This is a genomic window from Pseudarthrobacter sp. YAF2 (assembly GCF_052113345.1).
Classification (GTDB): Bacteria; Actinomycetota; Actinomycetes; order Actinomycetales; family Micrococcaceae; genus Arthrobacter.
Genome location: NZ_JBFRDA010000003.1, coordinates 279882 through 301112, shown reverse-complemented (window position 1 = coordinate 301112; position 21231 = coordinate 279882). Strand labels below are relative to the sequence as shown.

20 protein-coding genes are annotated in these 21231 nt (G+C 62.1%); 16 read left to right on the top strand and 4 right to left on the bottom strand.

What is annotated here, in order from left to right:
• Positions 1-17: 17 nt before the first annotated feature.
• The 14 genes from AB4Y79_RS05270 to AB4Y79_RS05205 all read left to right on the top strand — a co-directional run bounded on the left by AB4Y79_RS05270 (position 18) and on the right by AB4Y79_RS05205 (position 12759).
• A complete protein-coding gene (locus tag AB4Y79_RS05270; RefSeq protein WP_430228727.1) occupies positions 18-1334 on the top strand; it encodes an aromatic ring-hydroxylating oxygenase subunit alpha in 1317 nt (438 codons plus the stop codon).
• Positions 1335-1336: 2 nt separating this feature from the next.
• On the top strand, positions 1337-1855 hold the full coding sequence (locus AB4Y79_RS05265) for an aromatic-ring-hydroxylating dioxygenase subunit beta (protein WP_441859436.1): 519 nt from the start codon (positions 1337-1339) through the stop codon (positions 1853-1855).
• A 12-nt stretch (positions 1856-1867) separates the two neighbouring features.
• On the top strand, positions 1868-2146 hold the full coding sequence (locus AB4Y79_RS05260; RefSeq protein WP_268002289.1) for a hypothetical protein: 279 nt from the start codon (positions 1868-1870) through the stop codon (positions 2144-2146).
• The gene (locus AB4Y79_RS05255; RefSeq protein ID WP_441859434.1) at positions 2143-2925 is read left to right on the top strand and encodes an SDR family NAD(P)-dependent oxidoreductase; all 783 of its coding nucleotides are present in this window, start codon (positions 2143-2145) and stop codon (positions 2923-2925) included. The genes AB4Y79_RS05260 and AB4Y79_RS05255 overlap by 4 nt, the downstream gene beginning before the upstream one ends.
• Before the next feature lie 72 nt (positions 2926-2997).
• Entirely contained in the window at positions 2998-3582 is a 585-nt protein-coding gene (locus tag AB4Y79_RS05250; protein ID WP_441859432.1) for an amino acid synthesis family protein, read from the top strand.
• Positions 3579-4781, top strand: coding sequence for an amidohydrolase family protein (locus AB4Y79_RS05245; protein WP_441859430.1), 1203 nt, complete (start codon positions 3579-3581; stop codon positions 4779-4781). The genes AB4Y79_RS05250 and AB4Y79_RS05245 overlap by 4 nt, the downstream gene beginning before the upstream one ends.
• Before the next feature lie 28 nt (positions 4782-4809).
• A complete protein-coding gene (locus AB4Y79_RS05240; protein ID WP_268002285.1) occupies positions 4810-5016 on the top strand; it encodes a ferredoxin in 207 nt (68 codons plus the stop codon).
• Entirely contained in the window at positions 5016-6209 is a 1194-nt protein-coding gene (locus AB4Y79_RS05235) for an NAD(P)/FAD-dependent oxidoreductase (protein ID WP_441859427.1), read from the top strand. The genes AB4Y79_RS05240 and AB4Y79_RS05235 overlap by 1 nt, the downstream gene beginning before the upstream one ends.
• A 38-nt stretch (positions 6210-6247) precedes the next feature.
• Positions 6248-7384, top strand: coding sequence for an alpha/beta hydrolase family protein (locus tag AB4Y79_RS05230; protein ID WP_441859424.1), 1137 nt, complete (start codon positions 6248-6250; stop codon positions 7382-7384).
• Positions 7385-7585: 201 nt separating this feature from the next.
• Complete coding sequence (locus AB4Y79_RS05225) at positions 7586-7900, top strand: hypothetical protein (RefSeq protein ID WP_441859422.1); 315 nt, start codon at positions 7586-7588, stop codon at positions 7898-7900.
• Between the two features lie 54 nt (positions 7901-7954).
• On the top strand, positions 7955-8242 hold the full coding sequence (locus tag AB4Y79_RS05220; RefSeq protein ID WP_441859420.1) for a hypothetical protein: 288 nt from the start codon (positions 7955-7957) through the stop codon (positions 8240-8242).
• A 287-nt stretch (positions 8243-8529) separates the two neighbouring features.
• Positions 8530-10035, top strand: coding sequence for an NAD-dependent succinate-semialdehyde dehydrogenase (locus AB4Y79_RS05215; RefSeq protein WP_441859418.1), 1506 nt, complete (start codon positions 8530-8532; stop codon positions 10033-10035).
• A 56-nt stretch (positions 10036-10091) separates the two neighbouring features.
• Positions 10092-11516 (top strand): MFS transporter, encoded by a 1425-nt coding sequence (locus tag AB4Y79_RS05210; protein WP_441859414.1) that lies wholly within the window; start codon positions 10092-10094, stop codon positions 11514-11516.
• A 292-nt stretch (positions 11517-11808) separates the two neighbouring features.
• Complete coding sequence (locus AB4Y79_RS05205; RefSeq protein ID WP_441859412.1) at positions 11809-12759, top strand: Lrp/AsnC family transcriptional regulator; 951 nt, start codon at positions 11809-11811, stop codon at positions 12757-12759.
• Here the strand turns inward: AB4Y79_RS05205 and AB4Y79_RS05200 are convergent.
• Positions 12743-14182, bottom strand: a complete 1440-nt coding sequence (locus AB4Y79_RS05200; RefSeq protein WP_441859410.1) for an amidase — start codon at positions 14180-14182, stop codon at positions 12743-12745. The genes AB4Y79_RS05205 and AB4Y79_RS05200 overlap by 17 nt on opposite strands.
• Positions 14183-14455: 273 nt before the next feature.
• Here AB4Y79_RS05200 and AB4Y79_RS05195 point away from each other — a divergent pair, with 273 nt between their 5' ends.
• A complete protein-coding gene (locus tag AB4Y79_RS05195) occupies positions 14456-15202 on the top strand; it encodes a DUF5058 family protein (protein ID WP_441859408.1) in 747 nt (248 codons plus the stop codon).
• 26 nt (positions 15203-15228) lie between these two features.
• Positions 15229-15966, top strand: a complete 738-nt coding sequence (locus AB4Y79_RS05190; protein WP_441859405.1) for a hypothetical protein — start codon at positions 15229-15231, stop codon at positions 15964-15966.
• Positions 15967-17450: 1484 nt separating this feature from the next.
• On the opposite strand, the gene AB4Y79_RS05185 is transcribed toward AB4Y79_RS05190, so the two are convergent.
• The 3 genes from AB4Y79_RS05185 to AB4Y79_RS05175 all read right to left on the bottom strand — a co-directional run bounded on the left by AB4Y79_RS05185 (position 17451) and on the right by AB4Y79_RS05175 (position 21225).
• Positions 17451-18797: an aspartate aminotransferase family protein gene (locus AB4Y79_RS05185; protein WP_441859402.1), complete on the bottom strand. Its 1347-nt coding sequence runs from the start codon at positions 18795-18797 to the stop codon at positions 17451-17453.
• Between the two features lie 216 nt (positions 18798-19013).
• A complete protein-coding gene (locus AB4Y79_RS05180) occupies positions 19014-20021 on the bottom strand; it encodes a LuxR C-terminal-related transcriptional regulator (protein WP_441859399.1) in 1008 nt (335 codons plus the stop codon).
• Between the two features lie 316 nt (positions 20022-20337).
• Positions 20338-21225: an AraC family transcriptional regulator gene (locus AB4Y79_RS05175; protein ID WP_441859396.1), complete on the bottom strand. Its 888-nt coding sequence runs from the start codon at positions 21223-21225 to the stop codon at positions 20338-20340.
• Positions 21226-21231 lie beyond the last annotated feature (6 nt).

Here is a 21231-nt window from a genome sequence, read left to right as displayed (position 1 = left end):
TCAGCGAGGTCATCAAAATGACAACGGAGTCGGTAAACCCGGACACGGATGCTCATCTGCGCCAGATCCGGGAAGGGATCAAGCAGGGGCGGTTTCCGGCCCATGTCTTCAACGATCAGCAGATCTTCGACCTGGAACAGGAACGGCTGTTCGGCCAGGCGTGGACCTTTTTGGCCCACGAATCGGAGATCCCGAAGCCGGGCGACTACGTCACCCGGTATATCGGAAACAACAATCTGATCGTTGCCCGGGACGAGCACGGCGAGATCCACGCAAATCTCAACATGTGCCGGCATCGCGGCAACATGATGTGCAAGTCGGAGATGGGGAACGCATCCCACTTCCGTTGCTCATACCACGGCTGGGTGTACAAGAACTCTGGTGAGCTCATCGGAGTTCCGTACATGGCCGAGGGTTATGAAGGCCGGCTGAAGAGGAAGGACTGGAGCCTGGTGGGGGCCCGTGTGGACAGTTACGCGGGTTTGGTGTTTGGAACGTTTAACCAGGACGCTCCCACACTGGAAGAGTACCTCGGCGGGTTCCAGTTCTACCTCGACCTCTACCTCAAACAGGGCTTCGCTGGCAGTGAAGTGCACGGTCCGCCCGATCACTGGATCACCGAAACTGACTGGAAAATTGCGGCCGAGAACTTCGCGGGCGATGGTTACCACACCCCGGTAGCCCACCAGTTCGGCTTCAACCTGGGCTACTTCCCCTCATCAGGTGCGACCCACAGCCAGGGCTGGGCTGCCAGCATTCCTGGCAAGGGACACGGCATCGGCCTCGGGCACACTCCCGGTTTCACCCCCTTTGCGGGATTCCCCGAGGACCTCACCGAGGAGATGCGGCGCAGCTTCACGCCCGAACAGGTGGAAGTGTTCAGCAACACCCGCACAGCGGTTGGCACAGTGTTTCCAAACTTGTCCTTCCTGATGCAGCCCTTCAGCCTGACACCCGGTGAGACGGGTGTGCGGTTCGTGACGATGCGGTTGTACCATCCGATCGGCCCGGGAAAGACGGAAATGTATTCCTGGTGCCTGGTCCCCAAGGACGCCTCCGAAGAGTACAAGGAAGCGGCCTACCAGGCCTACACCCTCGCGTTCGCCCAGGCAGGTACGTTCGAGCAGGACGACTTGGAGAACTGGGCGCGCGTAACCCGCATGGCAAAGTCCTCGGCCGTGCGCGGCATCGAATTCCCGTACATGATGGGTATCGAGAGTAAACAGGATCCCGACTTCCCCGGTCCCGGCCACGTCGTCAAGCCCTACGTCAACGACTCCAACTTCCGGAACCTGTGGCTCCGGTGGGCGGACTACCTGCTGGGTGAGGCCTGATCATGACCGTACTCAGTGCCGTTGACCGGACCGTGCAACAAGACATTCAGGAATTTATGTTCCGCGAAGCACTCGCTCTGGATGAGCGCCGCTTCCGCGACTGGCTCGAATTTCTCTCCGAAGACATTACCTACGATGTGCCCCTGCGGGTGGTTCGTGAAGGACTGGCCGAATGGGAACTCTCCCCCAACGGCAGGATCTTCCAGGACAACAAGCAGACCCTCGAAGTCCGGGTCCGTCGCCTCGAAACCGATTTTGCCTGGGCCGAACAACCGCCCTCACGCACACGCCACTATGTGACAAACGTGCTCGTGGACGCCGGTGAGCAGGACGGCGAATACGAAGTCAGCTCTTACTGCCTCATTTACCGCAGCCGCGGAGACAGCATCGAGCCGAACTTCGTCTCGGTGTTCCGTAAGGACCTCGTCCGCAGAACTTCCGACGGTTACGAGATCGCACGCCGCTGGGCAGCCATTGACCAGGCGGTCATCAACGCCCACAACCTGTCCATCTTCATCTAGGAGGAATGAATCATGTCCGAATCGACAGCTAGGCCTCAGGCGGAGAACCCGGACACCGGTGAAGTGCTTGAGTTTCCGAAGGACGGCGGCAACAGCGGCCCGATCGTGATTGCCAACGAGTTCGCGGATGTCGTTGTCCGCAAGGTCGAAACACGAAACGGCGTCCGCCTTGAGCTGTGGTCCCCCCGTCGTGGGACCAGCGTGCGATTTGACGCCGTTGCCCTTGATGTTTTGAGCTACCAGGAACCGGAGTTCATCACCAAGCTCCTGAGCAGGACTCCAGGCGCATGAGCAAAACACTTTCCGGGCAGCACATCCTGGTCACGGGCGGGGGGTCAGGAATCGCCCGGGCGGCCGCCGAACGCTACCACCGTGAAGGGGCAAAAGTCACTGTCCTGAACCGGTCCGCAGGTGGTGCCCAAGCAGTTTCGGAGGCCTCCGGCGGCGCCATTCAGGCCCTCGTCGGCGACGCTACCGACGCCGGCGTCCTCCGGGACGCCATCGCGGCCGCGGTCGACGCTGAGGGACGACTGCACAACATCACCTGCGGTGTTGGAGTGTTCGACAACTACGCCAAGGTCAAGGAACTCTCACCTGAGGAGCTCTTGACCGCGGCCGAGGAGGTCTGGCGGGTCAACGTGCGCTCAACGTTGCTCGCGGTCAATCTCGCCGTGCCGGCACTGCGCGCGGCGGGGGGATCAGTCACCCTCACCCTCTCCGAATCCGCCTTCAACGCCATCGGAGGCGGCGTGCTTTACGGCAGCTCCAAGTGGGCACTGCGGGGAATTGTTGATCACCTCGCTGCCGAGCTGGCACCCGAAATCAGGGTCAACGGCGTGGCACCAGGCGGAACCGGAGGAACCCGGTTCGGCGGACTGTCGACACTCGGGCAAACCATGACAGCTGACCGGGTGGAAGGCCGCGACGAGAGAATCGCCGCACACACCCTGCTCGGCTTCACCGCCACACCTGAAGACCACAGCGGGGCCTACCGCTTCCTGGCCGATCCGATCGACGCCCGCGTTGTCACCGGAGTGGTCATCCGCACTGACGGCGGAAGACGCCTCTAGTAGAACCCCACCCACCCCAAAACCAGGAAAACGGTACGCCGTTGTACCGAAAGCAGAACGAGGAACCCACAAATGGTTGAGAAGTCCATTGAAATCCGTAAGACCTTCGCGCAGGTCGAAGAAATCCGCACATCCGCCGGAAAGGGCGATGAGGGCGGGCCGTTGCGTAAGGTTGCGGTCTGCGCCGTGATCACGAACCCCTACGCCGGGCAGGGCTTCGTCCAGGACCTCTCAGCACTGGTCGAGGCATCACGCGAAATCGGGACCCTGCTGGGCAAAGAGGCACTGGGGCTGCTCGGCGCCCCGGTCGAAAGCTACGGCAAGGCAGGCCTCGTCGGGAGTGCAGGCGAACAGGAACACATCAACGCCGCCCTTACCTCCGTATTCGGAGACGCCTTCCGCGAGGCCATCGGCGGGGGCGCGGCCTGGATCACGTCGGTGACCAAGCCCGCCGCCGCGGGTGCCGTCATCGACGTGCCGACGGCCTTCAAGGACGAAGTCTGGGTCCGCTCCCACTACGACGCCATGGAAGTACGGGTCCCGGACGCTCCCCACCCCGACGAACTGGTCGTCATCGCCGCCGTGACAAACCGTGGCCGGCTGAACGCACGCGTTGGCGGCATGTCCATCGCAGAGGCGAAGGAGAAAGGGCTGTGACAGGATCGATCGCAGTCATCGGAGCCGGCACGATCCTCTCCGGAGACTGGCAGTCACCCATCATCAAGGACGCCGACACCGTCATCACCAGGGACGGAATCATCACAGCCGTTGGCCGCAAGCAGGATCTGCTTGCCGAAATTGACGCCTCATCCCATGTCGTCGACGCCAAGGGCACCACGCTCGCACCCGGGCTCATCGACTCTCACTGCCACGTCGTCATCGGCGACTACACACCCCGCCAGAAGACCGTGGACTTCCTCGCCAGCTACGTACACGGCGGTATCACCAGCGTCGTATCCCCCGGCGAAATCCACGCCCCCGGCCGGCCAAGCACCGCCATAGGAGTCAAAGCCCTCGCCATTGCAGCGAAAGAGTGCTTCGATAACTTCCACCCCAACGGCATGACCGTCCACGCCGGCGCCGTTGTCCTCGAACCCACACTGCAGGAAAAGGACTTCGCCGACCTGCAGGAGGCCGGCGTTCACCTGGCAAAATTCGGGTTCGGCCGCTACCTGGACCCCGCCGACGGCGTAGACCAGGTCCGGTGGGCAAAAGAACACGGGATCACCGTCATGTGCCACTCGGGAGGGGCGAGCATCCCGGGAAGTAAGCCGATCACCCCCAAGCACCTCCTCCTGCTGGCCCCGCACGTATGCGGCCATGTCAACGGTGGGCCGACCTCACTCGATGAGGCCGGGGTGGACCTCATCATGGACGAGACGGACATGGCCTTGCAGCTCGTCCAGGCCGGCAACCTGCGCTCTGCAGTACGGATCATTAACCGGGCCGCTGACAAAGGCATGTTCGAACGTGTGGTGATAGGTTCTGACACCCCAACCGGCACCGGCGTCATGCCCCTCGGCGTGATGAAGACCGTAGCGGAACTGTCATCACTCTCCAACGTCGACCCGGCCCTCGTCTGGGCCGCTGCCACCGGCAACAACGCCCGGGTATGGGACCTGCCAGCAGGTTTCATCGCCCCCGGACGCGCCGCCGACCTCGTAATCCTCGACGCCCCCTGGGGATCAACCCGCGACGACGCCCTCGGCGCGCTGTCCGTAGGGGACATCCCTGGCATTTCAGCAGTCATCACCGGCGGAGTTGTCCGTACTCTCCGCAGCCGGAACACACCACAAGCTGCACGCGCGGCCGAAATCACGCCACGCATCGAGCACCTCGAAACCTCAGGCCACTGAGAAATCGAGCAGCAAAGGAGACAAAGACATGGCATTCAAGATCACGGTTGATCTTCCGGCTTGCCAGGGTTACGCAAACTGCCTCATCGAAGGTCCTGCACTTTTCGACATCGATGATGACACCAACAAAGCGGTAGTGATCGGCTCTGACGAACACGACGAAGCTTTGCGGGCCCAGGCAGAAGCCGCCCGGCGCGGGTGCCCGGCACACGCCATCTTCATCGAGGACATCTGATGCAGCGAATCGTCGTGGTCGGAGGCTCACTCGCCGGAGTGCACGCAGCTGAAGCGCTCCGCGAGCGTGGGTTTGACGGGGAACTGACGCTCGTGTCGGCCGAAGCGGGACTTCCATATGACCGCCCACCCCTGTCCAAGGAACTCCTGCTTGACGGCATGACGCCCGAGCAACTTCTGCTCCGGCCGGCCCCCTGGTACGAGACACAAGGGATTGAGCTGCGGCTCAACACCGCCGCCCGCGGCATTGATGCCGGTAAAGGGCTGCTCGCGCTCACCGACGGATCCGACCTTGCTTACGACGGCATGGTCATCGCCACGGGCTCCGCCGCCCGCCGCTTCTCCAGTGACACCACCCAGGCCCGCGTGCACGTGCTCCGGACCCTCGACGATGCCCTCGAACTCCGTCCCGAACTCATACCGGGCAGGCACCTCGTCATGATCGGTGGTGGATTCGTTGGCCTCGAAGTCGCGGCCGTAGCCCGGGGGCTCGGACTGGACGTCACCTTGATCGAAGGATCCCCGATGCCTCTGGCACGGGCCTTCGGCACCGAGATCGGCTCATGGTACCGGGAGCTTCACGAAGGCAACGGCATCCGCATGATCTGCGGCTCATCCGTTCAAAGCCTGCAGGACTCTCCCGGCGGGGTCACGGTCACCCTCAGCAATGGTGAAAACCTCAGCGCTGACGTCGTAGCGGCAGGCATCGGTGCCACACCCGCTGTCGAGTGGCTCACCGGAAGCCCCGTCGAGGTTGCCAACGGTGTCACCTGCACACCGGAACTGCTGACCTCTGTCCCGAACATCGTCGCTGCCGGAGACGTCGCCAGCTGGCGCAACCCGGTCTTTGACGAGGAAATGCGCATCGAGCACTGGTCGAACGCAGTGGACCAAGGCCGGCACGCAGCAGCAACACTGCTTGGCGAGAGGGACCCCTTTGCGTCAGTGCCGTACTTCTGGACAGACCAGCATGACAAAAAGATGCGGTTTGTGGGCCGCACCGCCGGTGCCACCGACATCCGAATCGAAGAAATGTCGAACGACAAACTGGTTGCCACCCTCGGCCGCGACGGCCTGCTGATCGGTGCCCTCACCGTCTGCGCTCCTCGGCAGCTCGCCAAATACAAGGTCGCGATCCAAAACCGCACACCTTGGGAAGCCCCCGACGCAACCCGGCTGGCCCCGGCCAACTAATCTTCCTTTCCCACCCGAATCCAACAAGGAGACAACACATGAACACCGTCAAAACGGGCGACGCACTCTCGCTCATCGAGCTCTTCCCGCAGGACGAAGACTGGTCCCTGCAGACCATGCGCCTGCTTTCCCAGGTCGCAGTCGGCGGCTCCGACCTGTTTGAATGCGCACGTACCGCAGCCCGCATCGGGCGGGAAACCACCGACGGCGAAACCTGGCACCGCGAGTGGAGCCAGACAGCAAAAGACATCGCAGCCGCCGGCTACGAAGCCCTCGAACGCGGTGACATCACCACCGCCCGGCGCGCGCTGTTCCGCTCCATGAGCTACTGGCGCCACTCCGAATTCTTCCTCGACTCCTTCGACGAACGACGCACCGAAGCCTACGTCGAGGGCACCAAAAACTTCCAGAAGGCAGCCGAGCTGTCCGACGGACTGATCGAGCGGATCGCCGTACCGTTCGAGGGCAAGGAAATGGAGGGCTACATCGTCCGCCCAGACAACTCCGGTCAGGCCCGCCCCACGGTCCTCTTCCTTGGCGGCGCCGACTCCTGGGCCGAAGAACTCTACTTCCTGGGCGGAACCGAATTCCCGGCCCGCGGCATGAACGTCGTCATGGTCGACACCCCCGGACGCGGCAGCTCGCTGCGCTTCAAGGAAATGTACAGCAGGCCCGACTACGAGGTACCCGTCACCGCCATCTTCGACTTCCTTGAGAAGCGCAGCGATGTCGACGCGGACCGGTTCGGTCTCGCCGGCGTGAGCTTCGGTGGCTACTACGCCCCACGTGCTGCCGCCTTCGAACCCCGCGTGAAGGCAGTAGCGGCCTGGTGTGGAACGTGGAGCATCCTCACGGACTTCTACGAGTTCTACCCGCCCCTGCAGAAGCAACTCCAGTGGCTCAGCGGCTCCAAGGACGACGCGGAAGCCCGCGAGAAGCTGGCCAAATTCACCCTGGACGGTGTCGCAGACAAGCTCAAGATCCCCGTCTACGTCATGCACGGCACCGCCGACATCATCATGGACATCAAAGGCGCCGACCGCTTCGTTGAAGCACTCACCTCCGACGACGTCACCGTGGACATCTACGACGGCGCCGGATCGCTGCACTGCAGCTACGACTACATGTCAGTAGCCGGTGCACGACTAAGCGACTGGTTCCTCCACCGCATCTAAACGCATCCCCGGCTGGCTCCCCGTCACTCGGTCACGTTCCAAGGATGCAAAGCGTCTCCCCTGCCACCGCGACGTTCCGCGTCGGGGTGGCAGGGGAAAACGCGAACCACAGCCGCGCAGGTGATGAGGAACCGCGCAGCACTCACGCCCGGACCGGAGCGCTGAGGCAAATGACAGTCTTCAAGGAAGAAGGACCCCCTCGTGGCCGATCTCTTGATCCAGCGCGAAATCGCCGGGATATTGCCCTCCCTCACCAAATACCCGCCGCTGAAAACGAAGGACTGGGCTGGTCTTACTCCTGGAGACAGGATGTACGTTCAGAGGGAAACTCAAGTGCTCGTGCGCGGCACAGTCGACGACATGGTTGCAGATGGATCGATCTTCTGGATCTGGATCGACGGCGGAGGCGGCCGAATCGCCATCCACAAGGACGATGACGCCCGTGTGTGGATGGCGGAAGAACCTTCCGGGTCCCGCATCAAAAGACGCTTCAAAGGTGCCGCACTCACACCCTAGCCAAAGGTCCGACAAGACCCGGGGCCCGTCCGTGCGCCCAGCAAGGAAATCGAAATGCACCCCGAACCCATAATTCTCGTCCTGACGCGTCTGCTCACTCAGCCCGGAGGAGCCTGGAGCCACATCTTCGGCGAAAATACTGATCCCACTGCCGGCATCACCCTTGCCGCTGTCACAGTGGTCGCCTTGACCGTCCAGCTATGGCTCATCCATCGGACAGCCCGCAAAGGAGAACAAACCATAGAGGACTCCGAAGCAGCCGTACACGTCTACCTCCCCATCTGCCTGCACGGCGACCCACTTTTCTTTCATCGGTTCCCTTCCGATGATGAACCCGGGTAAGCCGGCCCGCTCGAAATTCACCACCAGAACCACCGCCTCCATCGGATGCGCACAACATAACCATCGGGTGTTGGAGCCAACCATGCTGATACAAACTTCGATTACCCTCGTTGCCCGGGACCGCGTCTCACGAGACCAGCAACTCGATGAATAAACGCCTACGCATTTGGAAGCGGCAGTTCGACGCCGGATCGTCTCGCGCCCCTATGGACTATGTCCCACAACATCATCCTCGCGGCGTCGAAGGATAAACCCGGCACCGCACACTTAATGAGGAGACCTCCCGCATGACCACGTCACCCGTAATATCCCCTGCCATAAAATCCGAACGCGAACAGAAGCTCCTTGCTTCCGTGCCGACCGGCCTGTTGATTGGTGGTGAGTGGCGGGACGCGTCCGACGACGGCACGTTCGACGTGCACGATCCCGCCACCGGGGAGGTGCTCGCCACCCTCGCGTCCGCCACGAGTGAGGATGCGATCGCGGCGTTGGACGCGGCCGACGCCGTCCAGGCGTCCTGGGCACGCACCGCACCCCGGACCCGGGCCGAAATTCTCCGCCGCGCCTTCGACCTCGTGACCGAACGGGCCGAGGACTTCGCGCTGTTGATGACCCTGGAAATGGGCAAGCCCCTGGCCGAAGCCCGCGGCGAGGTGACCTACGGGGCAGAGTTCCTGCGCTGGTTCTCCGAAGAAGCCGTCCGGGACTACGGCCGCTACCTCACCACCCCCGAGGGCAAAAACAAAATCCTCGTCCAGCACAAACCCGTCGGACCCTGCCTGCTCATCACCCCCTGGAACTTCCCCCTGGCGATGGCGACCCGCAAGGTCGCCCCGGCCATCGCTGCCGGCTGCACCATGGTCCTCAAACCAGCCAAGCTCACCCCACTCACGGCACAACTTTTCGCCCAGACGATGAGGGAAGCCGGCCTTCCCGCCGGCGTCCTGAACGTCGTCGCCTCCTCCTCCGCGTCCGGGATCTCCGGGCCGCTGCTGAAAGACTCCCGGCTTCGGAAAGTGTCCTTCACCGGCTCCACCCCGGTCGGCAAGCGCCTCATGGCCGACGCCGCACAGAACGTCCTGCGCACCTCCATGGAACTCGGCGGAAACGCCCCGTTCATCGTGTTCGAGGATGCCGACCTCGACAAAGCGGTCGAAGGGGCGATGGCGGCGAAGATGCGGAACATGGGCGAAGCCTGCACAGCAGCCAACCGATTCCTCGTCCACGAATCCCTCGCCGCCGAATTCACCCGGAAATTCGCCGCCGCCATGGGCGCCCTGACCACTGGCCGCGGCACCGACCCCGGCACCCAGGTCGGTCCGCTGATCGACGCCGACGCACGCGACGACATCCACGCCCTCGTCACCGCCGCCGTTAACGCCGGAGCTATTGCCGTCAGCGGCGGCGCGCCCGTGGACGGGCCCGGATACTTCTACCAGCCCACGGTCCTCGCCAACGTACCCAACAACGCGGCAATCCTGAACCAGGAGATCTTTGGCCCGGTCGCACCTGTCACCACCTTCACCACCGAGCAAGAAGCCATCAAACTGGCCAACAACACCGAATACGGCCTCGCTTCCTACCTCTACAGCAAGGACTTCAACAAGCTGCTGCGGGTCGCGGAACAAATCGAATTCGGCATGGTCGGGTTCAACGCCGGTGTCATCTCCAACGCCGCAGCGCCCTTTGGCGGGGTCAAGCAGTCCGGTCTGGGTCGTGAAGGCGGTTCGGAAGGCATCGCCGAGTACACCACCACCCAGTACATCGGCATCACCGACCCTTACGCCCGCTAACAACTACTTGTAAGCCGCCTTTGGGCAGCTTTGCACGGTTACAGAAAGGCCTGGCCATGGCACAAACTACGACTGGACAAGAAGACCCCAGCTCCCTGGCTTATGCGCTCCGGAATGGAAAAATGAACCGGAGAGCGTGGACTATCACCGGCATGCTGGTAGTCCTCCAAATTATTGCATTTGCGGACCGGGCGGTACTCGGACTTGTAGCCCCCTCAGCAATAGCTGAACTTGGGATGACGACTACCCAGTTTGGCTTTATCGGAAGCTCCTTCTACTTCCTGTACGCGGTCATAGCCGTCGTAACAGGTGTCCTTGCCAGCAAATTCTCCGTCAAGTGGATCCTGTTCGTCCTTGGACTGACGTGGGCATTGATGCAATTTCCATTGCTGTTTGGCGGAGGCGCCGCAGCGCTTCTCGTCACCCGCATCATCTTGGGAGGTGCGGAGGGGCCTGCCACTCCGACGTCCCTGGCAGCTGTTCACTCCTGGTTCCCGGCATCCCGGCGCGCCCTGCCTTCAAACCTTGTCGCCATCGGGTCAACTCTCGGGCCGGTAATCGCCGCCCCCTTGCTGGGGTTTGTTATCGCCGCCTGGGGATGGCGCTGGGCTTTTGGCATTCTGGGGATCCTCGGTCTGCTGTGGCTGGTAGCCTGGCTGGTCCTGGGTAAAGACGGACCATACGCGCCCAATGCCCGCAACGCTTCTCTGACCGAAAACGCAAACGCAAAAAGCACTGATGCGCCGGAAAGCAACACATACTCCTGGTTCGACACGCAAACCCAAGTGCCCATATTCAAAGCACTTTTTAGCGGAACCTTCCTCATCACCGCTTTCGGCGTATTCACCAACTTCTGGACCATGGGTTTCCTGACAACATGGCTGCCGCAGTACCTGAAAGTATCAGCAAACCTCACGACCGAGCAGGTCGGCATCGTTACGGTCTTCCCCTGGCTTTTCGGTGCCACAGTCCTGCTGGTTTTGGGAGTCATCAGCCGGCAGCTCATGAAAAAGGAAAAGAGCATCCGTCAAGCGATGAGCGCGCCCTACAGTGCGGCGCTCGTGACCGGCGGACTAGGTTTTGTGCTTGCAACCCAAACCTCGGGAGTGCTGGCAATCGTACTCCTGACCATTGCCGCCGGCTGCAGCATCATTTATCCCATGGGAGCAGCGATGGTCGCCTACATTGTCGGCATGAAGCAGCGGCCTATCGTCATGAGCGTCCTGGGTGCGGCCGGATCCACTGGTGCAATTGTCTCGCCCGTCCTGGTTGGTTGGCTCATGGAAAATGCCGGGTACCGGACAGCCCCCGCGGGAACGGTACAGACCGCAGAAATGGTCAGCCGTATGGTGACCGGAGTGAATCAATCCTTCCTGATTGCCGGACTACTTCTTCTCGCCGCTGGTCTGCTCGGGCTGGCACTTATTCGCCCCGACCGGACCGCCAAGAAGCTGCAAAAGACAGCCACCCCAGCCGAATAACATGCGCTATCATACGCAGCTAACTGGGTAACCGACCTCGTTTGTGCCCCATTGATGGCGCCGTGAACCAGCCGTAACCGTGCTTCCTTTCCCTCGGGAGTACCCGCCGCCACTGACGGCCTTGCCTGCCATCACACAGATCGCCCCTGCCGTCGTGGAAGAGCAGGGGCAGATCGACGTACTGCTGGAGAATGGCGAGCAAGGCTGCACCTGAACAGGAGCCGGCAGAGCGTGGTGACCCGGCGGGCATACGCCGTGATGGAATTAGGCGGAGGCAACGGACGGAGCTCGCATGGTGTTGGACGTATTGGAGCGGCAAATTGCTGCTGCCCTCCAGCTGGACCCGCGGTGCCCGTGGCGCAAGATGGCTGCCGTGCTGGGGGAAGCCGAACGTACGGTCGCACGCCGCGGCTCCCAGTTGCTGGAGTCCGGCGTCGTTGCCGTGGTCGGAGTCAGGCCGCAGCCGGCGGCCGTGTTGATCGAAATGCGCTGCGCTCCCGGGACCGTACGGGCAGCGGCAAAGGCACTTGCCCAGCGCGACGACACTACGTTTGTTTACACCACCACGGGCACGGGTGACTGCCTGGCAGAAATCTTCACGGAGCCCGGGCGGATGGGCGACGTCCTGTCCGAAGAGCTTCCGTCCACGATTGGATTGCGGGATTCCACTAGCTATCCCGTCCTCCGCTATTTCCGCACCATTCGCGGCTGGCGCCCACAGGTCCTCGGTACGGACCGCGTCGAGGCGCTTCGCTCCAGCCTCACACCGGACTCGGGGGTTCTTGAAGCCCGGCACACGCTGAACCGTCAGGACACGGAACTAGCCGAGGCGCTGTGCGCGGACGGCCGGATGAGCTACGAAGCGCTGGGGCGCAGGGTGGGAGTTTCCGAGGCTACGGCCCGGCGCCGCAGTGAATGGCTCCTGGGTAACAACCAGGTCCAGCTGCGGGCCGTCGTCGAGCCTGCTGTCTTTGGACTGAACGTTGAAGCGCTGCTGTGGATCCGGGCCACCCCGCGGCATCTTGAGCGACTGGGCATGGCCTTGGCCGAACTTCCCATGGTCCGCTACGCGGCGGCTATCGCGGGTGACTACCAGATTGTCGCTGACGTCACGGTAAGCGACATGGCCGCCCTGTACCACTTCATCACCGGCTCGGACTGGGCTCAGTACGCCTCCAGTGTGGACGTGTCGCTGCTGCTGGACGCGCGGAAGCGCGGCGGGCGCATTACGCGGGTGTCTTAAGGTCTGTGTCTGCCAGGACGGGCGCAATGGCGGCATACCCGGTCTGCTGCTCGAAGGCGCGGCCCCAGCGCAACAGCTGCATGTCCGTGAAGTGGTTGCCCGCCAGTTGCAGCCCGACGGGTAGCCCGGCGGAAGTGAAACCCGCCGGCACGCTTACCACTGGGAGCCCGGTGGCGGAGAGCAGGCAGGCAGAGCGCATCCAGTCCAGATAGGTCGTGGACGGCACGCCGGCAACCTCCGCCGGATACCGCAGCGAGGCATCAAACGGGAGAACCTGGGCGCAGGGGCTGGCGAAGAGATCGTAGCGGCCAAAGAACTCCTGGACGCTGAACTCCAGACGGGTCCGCGCGGCCGTGGTGTCGATGACATCCTGGGCCGTCAGTGCCTGCCCCTTCCCCACGTTCCAGCGCACCTCAGGTTTGATGAGGTGGCCGGACCGTTCCACGATGGTCCCGAGGCCGGCGGCGAAGTCCAAGGCACGGGTGTTGCCGAAGACCTGGTCTGCTTCGCGGAAGTCGGGGGTGGCTTCCTCGACGATCGCGCCCAGGTTTTCGAACACGGCAAGCTGGCGTTCCAGGTGTTCGACGATTTCCGGCTCCACCGGCACTCCGATGCCGAAATCGTGGGACCAGCCGATCCGCACACCGCGCATGTCCGTCTCCAGGCTGGCCCGAAAGACGTCCGGCTCCAGGACCTGCGGGTACGGCACGCGGGGGTCCTTGCCGGCAGTGACGGACATGAACAGCGCAATGTCCTCCACACTTCGGGCCATCGGGCCCGTCCTGCCAAGCCACGCGTATGCGTTGAGGTCCGAGGGGACGGGGATGACCGCCGTCGACGGCCGGAAACCCACCACGTTGCAGAACGACGCGGGAATGCGCAGCGAACCGCCCATGTCGCTGCCGTCGCCGATGCTTTGGATGCGGGCCGCGACGACGGCAGCCACTCCCCCGCTGCTGCCGCCCGCGCTCATTGTCGGTGCATAAGGGTTGGTGGTGGTCCCGAAGAGCTCGTTGAAGGTATGGGATCCGGCACCAAATTCGGGGACGTTGGATTTTCCCGTGGTAACAACCCCGGCAGCCTTGAGCCTGGCGACGATCAGGTCGTCAGCTTCCGGAACAAAGTCCCGCAGGACCAGCGAGCCCTGTGTGGTGCGCATGCCGGCCGTGTTGTTGGTGTCCTTGTGCGTCATGGGCAGCCCGTGCAGGGGTGGCAGTTCCGCCCCTGAAGCCGTGAGCTTATCGGCCGCAGCGGCGCACGCATGCGCACCCTCGGGGTCGAGGGTGACTACGGCGTTGATCACCGGGTTGACTGCGGCTATGCGGTCAAGGTGCTCCACCAGGGCCTCGCGCGCCGAGATGGTCCTGTTGCGGATTGCCGCTGTGAGTTCGACGGCGGACAGTTCGCTAATCGTGCCGGACATGGTGGTGCTCCTCTTACTAGTTATTTCCCTGCCAAGAAGTGTGTCGGGTCACACGCGAGACGTGGAAGGGTGTTCGACCGAATGTTGCACTTTGATGGATTCGGCCAAAACGCTGGCTGATTCCGTCAGGTATTGCCTGTGATCCGTCTCATAGTGGAGCCTATTTGTAACCCGTCGACCGATTCGGTTAGTCGGGGACAGCACTCGCCCGACTGCAGGACAGGCCGGACAAAGACGTCGGCCAGCCGCAGCGGCTTTCAACCGGAGGTTTTCATGCATCAACCACTGGCAGGTACCGGACCTACGGACATCCTCAGCGTGGCTAACAACCCAGTCCTCTGGATCTGCGTCGCCGGTGTCTTCGGCGTCATCATCATCCAGTCCGTCATTTTCATGCGTGCCGCCCGACGCGCGGCCCCGGCTGTGGACATGAGTCCGAAGGACATCAAGACGTCGTTCCGTTCCGGGGCTGTCTCGGCCATCGGCCCATCACTGGCCGTGTCCCTCGTGGCGATTGCGCTCCTGGGCCTGTTCGGCGCTCCGGCCGTGCTGTCCAGGATCGGTCTCATCGGGTCAGCAGCATATGACGTGGCCGCTGCCGGCATCGCCGCGGGCTCCATGGGAGCCAAGTTAGGTGACGCCAGCTATACCCAAAGCGTCTTTGCTGTCGCTTTTTTCGCGATGAGCATCGGGGGCGCGATGTGGATGCTGGCAACACTGATTCTGACCCCTCTGCTCCGAAGGGGCGATGCCAAGGTCCGCTCCGTGAACCCCCTGGCGATGGCCATCGTCCCGGCCGCCGCCCTGATCGGCGCCTTCGCCTGTCTGGGACTCACTGAGCTGCCCAAATCGGGCATCCACGTATTGTCGTTCATCGTCTCTGCGGCGGTCATGGGACTCTGCCTGCTGCTGGCCCACAAACTGGGGAAGGGCTGGCTCCGCGAGTGGGGACTCGGCTTTTCCATCGTTGTTGCGCTTATCGCCGCCTACCTGGCCGCTGGCCCTGCCATCGGCATCTGACCTGCCCACCCCGCAAAGGAACACCCATGACCTCCACCACCACAACTGAAACAAACTCCGCCAACACCGCCATGGCGGACTTCGGCCGGACCACCTCCCGCTGGGGCCAGGCCACCATGATCGCGGGCCTGCTGATCTCCGTGGCGGGTCCCCTGTACCTGGTTTTTGCCAGTGGCCTGGACATCGCCCCCGCACAACTCTGGATCGCTTTCGCGGCGGTAGCGGCAACGTTCGGCATCATGTGGGTCGTTGAACCTCTCACGTATTACCCGATCCTCGGCCCTGCAGCGATGTATCAAGCGTTCATGATCGGCAACATCTCCAACAAGCTCCTGCCTGCGGCACTGATCACCCAAACTAACATCGGCGCAAAACCGGGTACCAAGCGCGCGGAGCTGGCCGCCGTCGCGGCCATCTGCGGAGCCGCAACTGTGCACCTGGTTTCCCTGGCGGTCTTCGTGGGACTGCTGGGCAGTTGGCTGATCAGCGTTATCCCCCCTTCAATCCTTCTCGTCACCCGGCTCTATGTGCTGCCCGCGGTTATCGGCGCGGTGCTGGTGCAGGCCATCGTGTCCATGAGGCAACCCCGGACCACGGTCATCGCCCTGGTCGTCTCGGCTATTGTCGTTTTCGCTTTGGTGCCATTGGCACCGTCACTGGCCATGGTGTCCACCGCCATCGCGGTGCTGGCCACCATCCTCCTGGCGTGGTTCTTCCGCGACAAATCCAGCATGGCATCGCCCGCCACCGTACACATCGAGTAGCCGGCACCGACTCCTCTCCGGGTCAGTGTGAAGGCAATAAGACCGCCGGTTCATCGGAGCCGGCGGTCTTTATCATCCCCCTGGCACCATGGTTGACCCATATATACCTGTCACAAACCGGGCCTCGCGCACGGCATGACGGCAGCCCGTCCGCCTATTTCATGTCCTGGTGCAACCGCCCCGGGAATCCTGCAGCGTGGACCTGATGAGCGGCGACGGCAGGCCGTTCTGCGTCGCCTTCCTAACGGCTGGACGCGGTGATAGGAAACTTCGGCTCCGGTGTCATGACCAGCTGGCGAAGCGGCCCGGTATCCCGACCAGACCCTCCCCAGCGCGCGTGCATCTCTGCGCCGTCTCAAGTACGAACATCCCGTTCAGCGAACTGTCCGCGCTTGTGGAACGAAACCGAACCGGACAGGCGAGGTAGTGGGCACGCACAGCGGTGCTCGATCCTGATGGGAGGTGCTCCGGAAGCATTTGGGCCTGCTGGCCTGCAGCGGCATCAGGCACCAGCCAGCGCGCCGAGCGGGAAAAAGTGCAGCATGTGGCCGAAACCGAACCTCTTACACAATGAAGTGCAAACCGAGGTAGTTTGGGCTCCAGGTCCCTTGAGCCCAAGAAAGCGGACATTGCTCACTAACGCCTGGGGAGGCTCTGATCGTGGCCCCTGTTAGAAGAACGAAGTCCCAGAGCTCTTCGGTTCCTCCCAATTCAGAGATACCCACACGCGACTCGTCACCGACGGGTCGGTCCTGAACGCATGCAGAAATAGGCATTGGCAGGGAATGACGATGACAGCACCAAATGACACTCCTCAAGGCTCTAAGAAGGGTTGAGCGATTCGGAAGCCGTCTGCTTGTCTGCGGAGGAATACACGCCAATGTCGAAAGGCAGACTGCACGTTGAGGTTATGAGTGCGCTGGGATGGGCATCCAGTTGACTCCTGCGCCAAGCTTTACCGATTGTCTTGTGGGCTTGCCGCACTTGCTCGTCATAGCCTCGGATTAGCTTTGCCGGTTCTGAGGGGGCTTCAAGGAACCAACCAAGTGTGATATGGCTCCTTCCACGGAATAGTAATAGTCTGCTTCGACCTGTGTCTTAGGACAGCCGTCAAGAGAACTGACACTTTCCAGGCGGCACTGCACGGAAGGGGTGACGTCTCCCCAACCGAGTCGCTGACCGTTTACGCTGACGGACGCTCTGCCGGCTTTTCATGTGACGCCGTTCTTTCTTTGGTGCGTACGCGCCTGGAAGGCGATAGCGCGTAGTCCAACACCCATAGTGCTTGCTTTCCGTCAACACCCGGTATCAGGTCACCTTGCTGGATTCAACGGAAGGTTGTCGGATCGTCTATAGGTCGCCACCAACCACTTGCTGGAGCATGAGCACCCGTATGGATACCGGCTGCTAAGTCCAATGGCGGCACCTGAATCACTGGCAGTTGCCCTTCGCTCAGCCCAAGGATTTCCTGTATCTTCTGCCTGTCAGCCTTCAATACCGCTGACAATCTCCTTGGTGGTTTCGATGAAGGCAGTGATGTCATCGTCGGTCATCGGCAGAGACAGCGAGAAGTCGCCACGAGCAACCGGGAAGAAGCCACGATTAGCAAGTTCCAGCGAGCAAATTTGTGTTCCTGTACCGTCGAAGTTCCGCCAGTAGTCGCGATGAGTTCGAATGCTCAAGCCAGGTTCACGCATGAATCCATAAGCGAGGTGGGAGATGCCCTTGCCGTACACGGCGAAGCTGCTGCCGCGCTGGTCGCTCCAGTCGTTGAGCTCCTCCATCACGCGCGTGGCCATTCCATTGAGTCGGTCGAAAGCCCCGGGGGTGAGCTCTCTCATCGTGGAAATACCGGCGGCCAAGGCGATCTTATGGCCGTGGTGAGTGCCGGAGATGGAGACAAGCCCTGACTCCAGGACGCTCATGATCTCGGCAGAGCCGCCTACTGCACCGAGTGGGAAGCCTCCACCGATGATTTTGCCCATTACCGTGAGGTCGGGTGCCACCCCGTAGTCCCCCTGCATCCCGTGATAGCCGGCGCGAAGGGTTACGGTCTCATCGAAGATCAGGACAATACCCAGCTCCGAGGTCAGTTCACGAAGGCTCTCGACATAGTTCTGCTCAAGGGTAACAACGCCGCCGGAAGCACTTTCGAGCTCGAGGATAACGCAGGCGATCTCACTTGCATGAGCTCGCAGGATTCGCTCCGTCCCCTCGCGATCGTTCTGGGTTAACACGACCACATTGGCCACGTCCTCCGCAGGGATGCCTCCGCTGTCGGGGATGGCCTTTGGGGCGTCATCGGGACCGCAGTCTCCATCGTGGTCGGGGTGCCACGAGACCTGAAGCGGATCAGTAAAACCGTGGTATCCGCCTTCGAACTTCGCGATCTTCGTGCGGCCCGTGAAGGCACGCGCCACCCGGACCGCAGACATGCAGGATTCGGATGCGGAGCAGGAGAATTGCACACGTTCAATGGAGGGCATCCGATCGACAAGCAGCTGCGCAAGTTCCGTCTCCAAAGCCACGGGGTTACCAAACGAAACCCCCGTTTCGAGGGACTCACGCAAGGTTCTCTGCACCGCCGGGTGGTTGTGCCCGAGCACATTCACCGTGAAGTTGTTGTTCAGGTCCAGGAGCCGGTGCCCTTCGACTGTAGAGATGTAAGCACCGTCTCCGCTCTCGACATAGATCGCGTGCGGGCCGAAATTAAAGGAGTTGCGGCTGTAGCCGCCGGGGATAACTTCCTTCCCACGCTCTGTCAGCTTCGCCGATACCTCAAAACGACGGGAGAACGTCGCGAGGGCAGATTCGAGGGTAATGGCGTTCATGTCCAATGCTCCTTGGTACGTTGCGGGTACCCGCCCTGCAGAGGTGCCAGGGCGGCGCCGGACTGCCATACACCAACGCACCGAGACTGGGATTCGTCATACCTCGACCTAGATAGCTGGTACAGCCTTCCGCCGCTATGAGATTAGAGCCGGACGACCAAAGATGGTCAGTCCCCGTTCGGCTACAGTTTGCGCCCCCCTCGTTAGAGGGGGTAACTATTCGACGTCGGCGGCCATGGCCATGCGAACAAGCTCTACTCTGGAACGTGCACCGGTTTTCTTGAAGATCTCCCGGAGGTGGCCCTTGATAGTGTGCACGCTGAGATTTAGATGCTGGGCTATCTCAGAGTCACGTAGCCCCTTGCTCGCCAGCATCATCACCTCCGTCTCGCGTGACGTCAGGGACTGCCGAAGCCATTCCGGCGGTCCTTCTGCACGTGAGCCGGTGCGAAGGAAGGCAACAATGCCTTCACCGCTCCGGAGCGGCACGATGCGCGAAACCAATCCATCGTCCGAGACTTGTCGATGTTCACGGTTTTGGAACTCGATGACCGCTTCGTCAAAGGACGGGGCGTCGCGTTGCTGTTCCTCCAGCACGCGCTGGGCAGCACGATTCATATAGCGGGTGGCTCGCTTCACATCGCTGATTACGACTGCTTCGTTCCCCAGGTCGAATGCATCGCGGAGAATCCCGATTTCATGTTCAAGGAGCTCCTGTCGTTGCAGGGATTCCATCAGTGAACTCAGGAGCCCGGCGATTTCCTTCGCATCCTGTAATTCCGTCTGTGAGAAAGGGCGCCGCCCCTCGGCGCGCCCTAGGTTGAGCGTGGCGAGCACTTTGCCGGCGACAACGACCGGAACATACACGAGGTTCGTCATCCGGTGTAGCGAGAAAGCCTCGCGATATACCGGTAGCTCCCGCCATTCCTCTTCGGACATCATGGCGAGGTTGTATGCGATATCGCCGCTGAGGATAGCGTGGTTCAAAACTGGGTCGGACGCCCGGCCAACACTGTCGTATCGAGCGAGAAAGAACTCACTCACGCCGTGGGCTGATGTGGACAGTAAGCGATGGGTATCCGGATCGAGTAGATCAAAGCCCACGACAACCGGGTCAAAGGTCTCATCAATCCCCGAGTAGAGGCGTTGAATGAGATCCTCAATAGAACGGGCCCGCGAAAGTTTCACCGCAAACTGCAGTTTGCTAGTTCTGCGGTGTTGCATCCAACGTTTATAGGGGAGCGCGCTGCCACAGTCAAGCAACATGCTCTCCTCTCGGACATGAGTATTAAAAGTCGGCCGGGGTGGCGTTTAGCCGATGCCCAGGTGTCCTGAGGGGGCAACTAGTACAGATGGAGCACACCCCAACCTGACGTCAGGCAGCCCTCCGAAAAACCGTCGTCATAGAGTCCTTGCCGGCATTTCCGGACAATCAGCCACGACGGTCCTGGCTCTCAACGTGACAATTTGCCAAGAAACCAAACCCAAAACATCGTGCTGGAAGCTAACTGGCACCAGAAATCTCCCCCGACAACCTGCCCTATCCCTTCCGCTCCGCCCGGTATGCGCTGGGGCTGACGCCGTGCAGCCTGCGGAACTGGCGGGAGAAATAGAACTGGTCCAGCAGCCCCACGCTGCGGCCCACCTGCGCGATGGTCAGGTCCGTGGTATCCAGCAGGTGCCGTGCCCGCGCCATCTTCAGCGCCGTATGGTGCGCCAGCACTCCCCCGCCGGTCGCCTCCCGAAACAGCTTGCTCAAGTGCGACGACGAAACACCCACCAGGGCGGCCAGGTCAGCCAACCGGATGGCACCGTCCACCCGCTCCTCCAGGTAGTTCATGGCCTGCTGCAGCGGCGTCCCCTTCTCCGGAACGCGGCGGTCCACGGCCAAGGTGGCCAGCAGCTTCCACGCCATCCCCGCCGTGGCCACCAGCCGGGCGGGTGACTGGTCCTTTTCCAGGGCGCTGATGATCTCGTCGAGCATCGCCGTCAGCCGGTCCACCGACACCACGGGAACGATGCACCGGCCGGACCTGATACCGGCACCTTCAACCAGCTCCGCCGCATCCGTCCCCCGGACGTGGCACCACCAGATCGTCCATGGATCATCCTTGGCGGCACCGTACGCATGCGCCTCGCCGGTACCGCCAGGAAGGACGACGGCGGAACCCTTGCCGACGTCGGTCCGCGCACCGGCGGTTTCCACCCACCCCCGTCCGTCAACACACAGGATGACGATGGTTTCCTCCGCGCCCTGCGGCCGGTAGCGACCATGGTCCTCCGCGACGGGAAACACGCCGGCGTCGGTGACCACCAGGCGGCGGGTAATTGGACGCCCCAGCGCTTCGAGGACCAGCGGCCGGGGCACGACCACCAGCCGCTGGTCCTGGAACCCATGCGCCCGTTCCACTTCCGCCTCCTCCGTCACGAAACG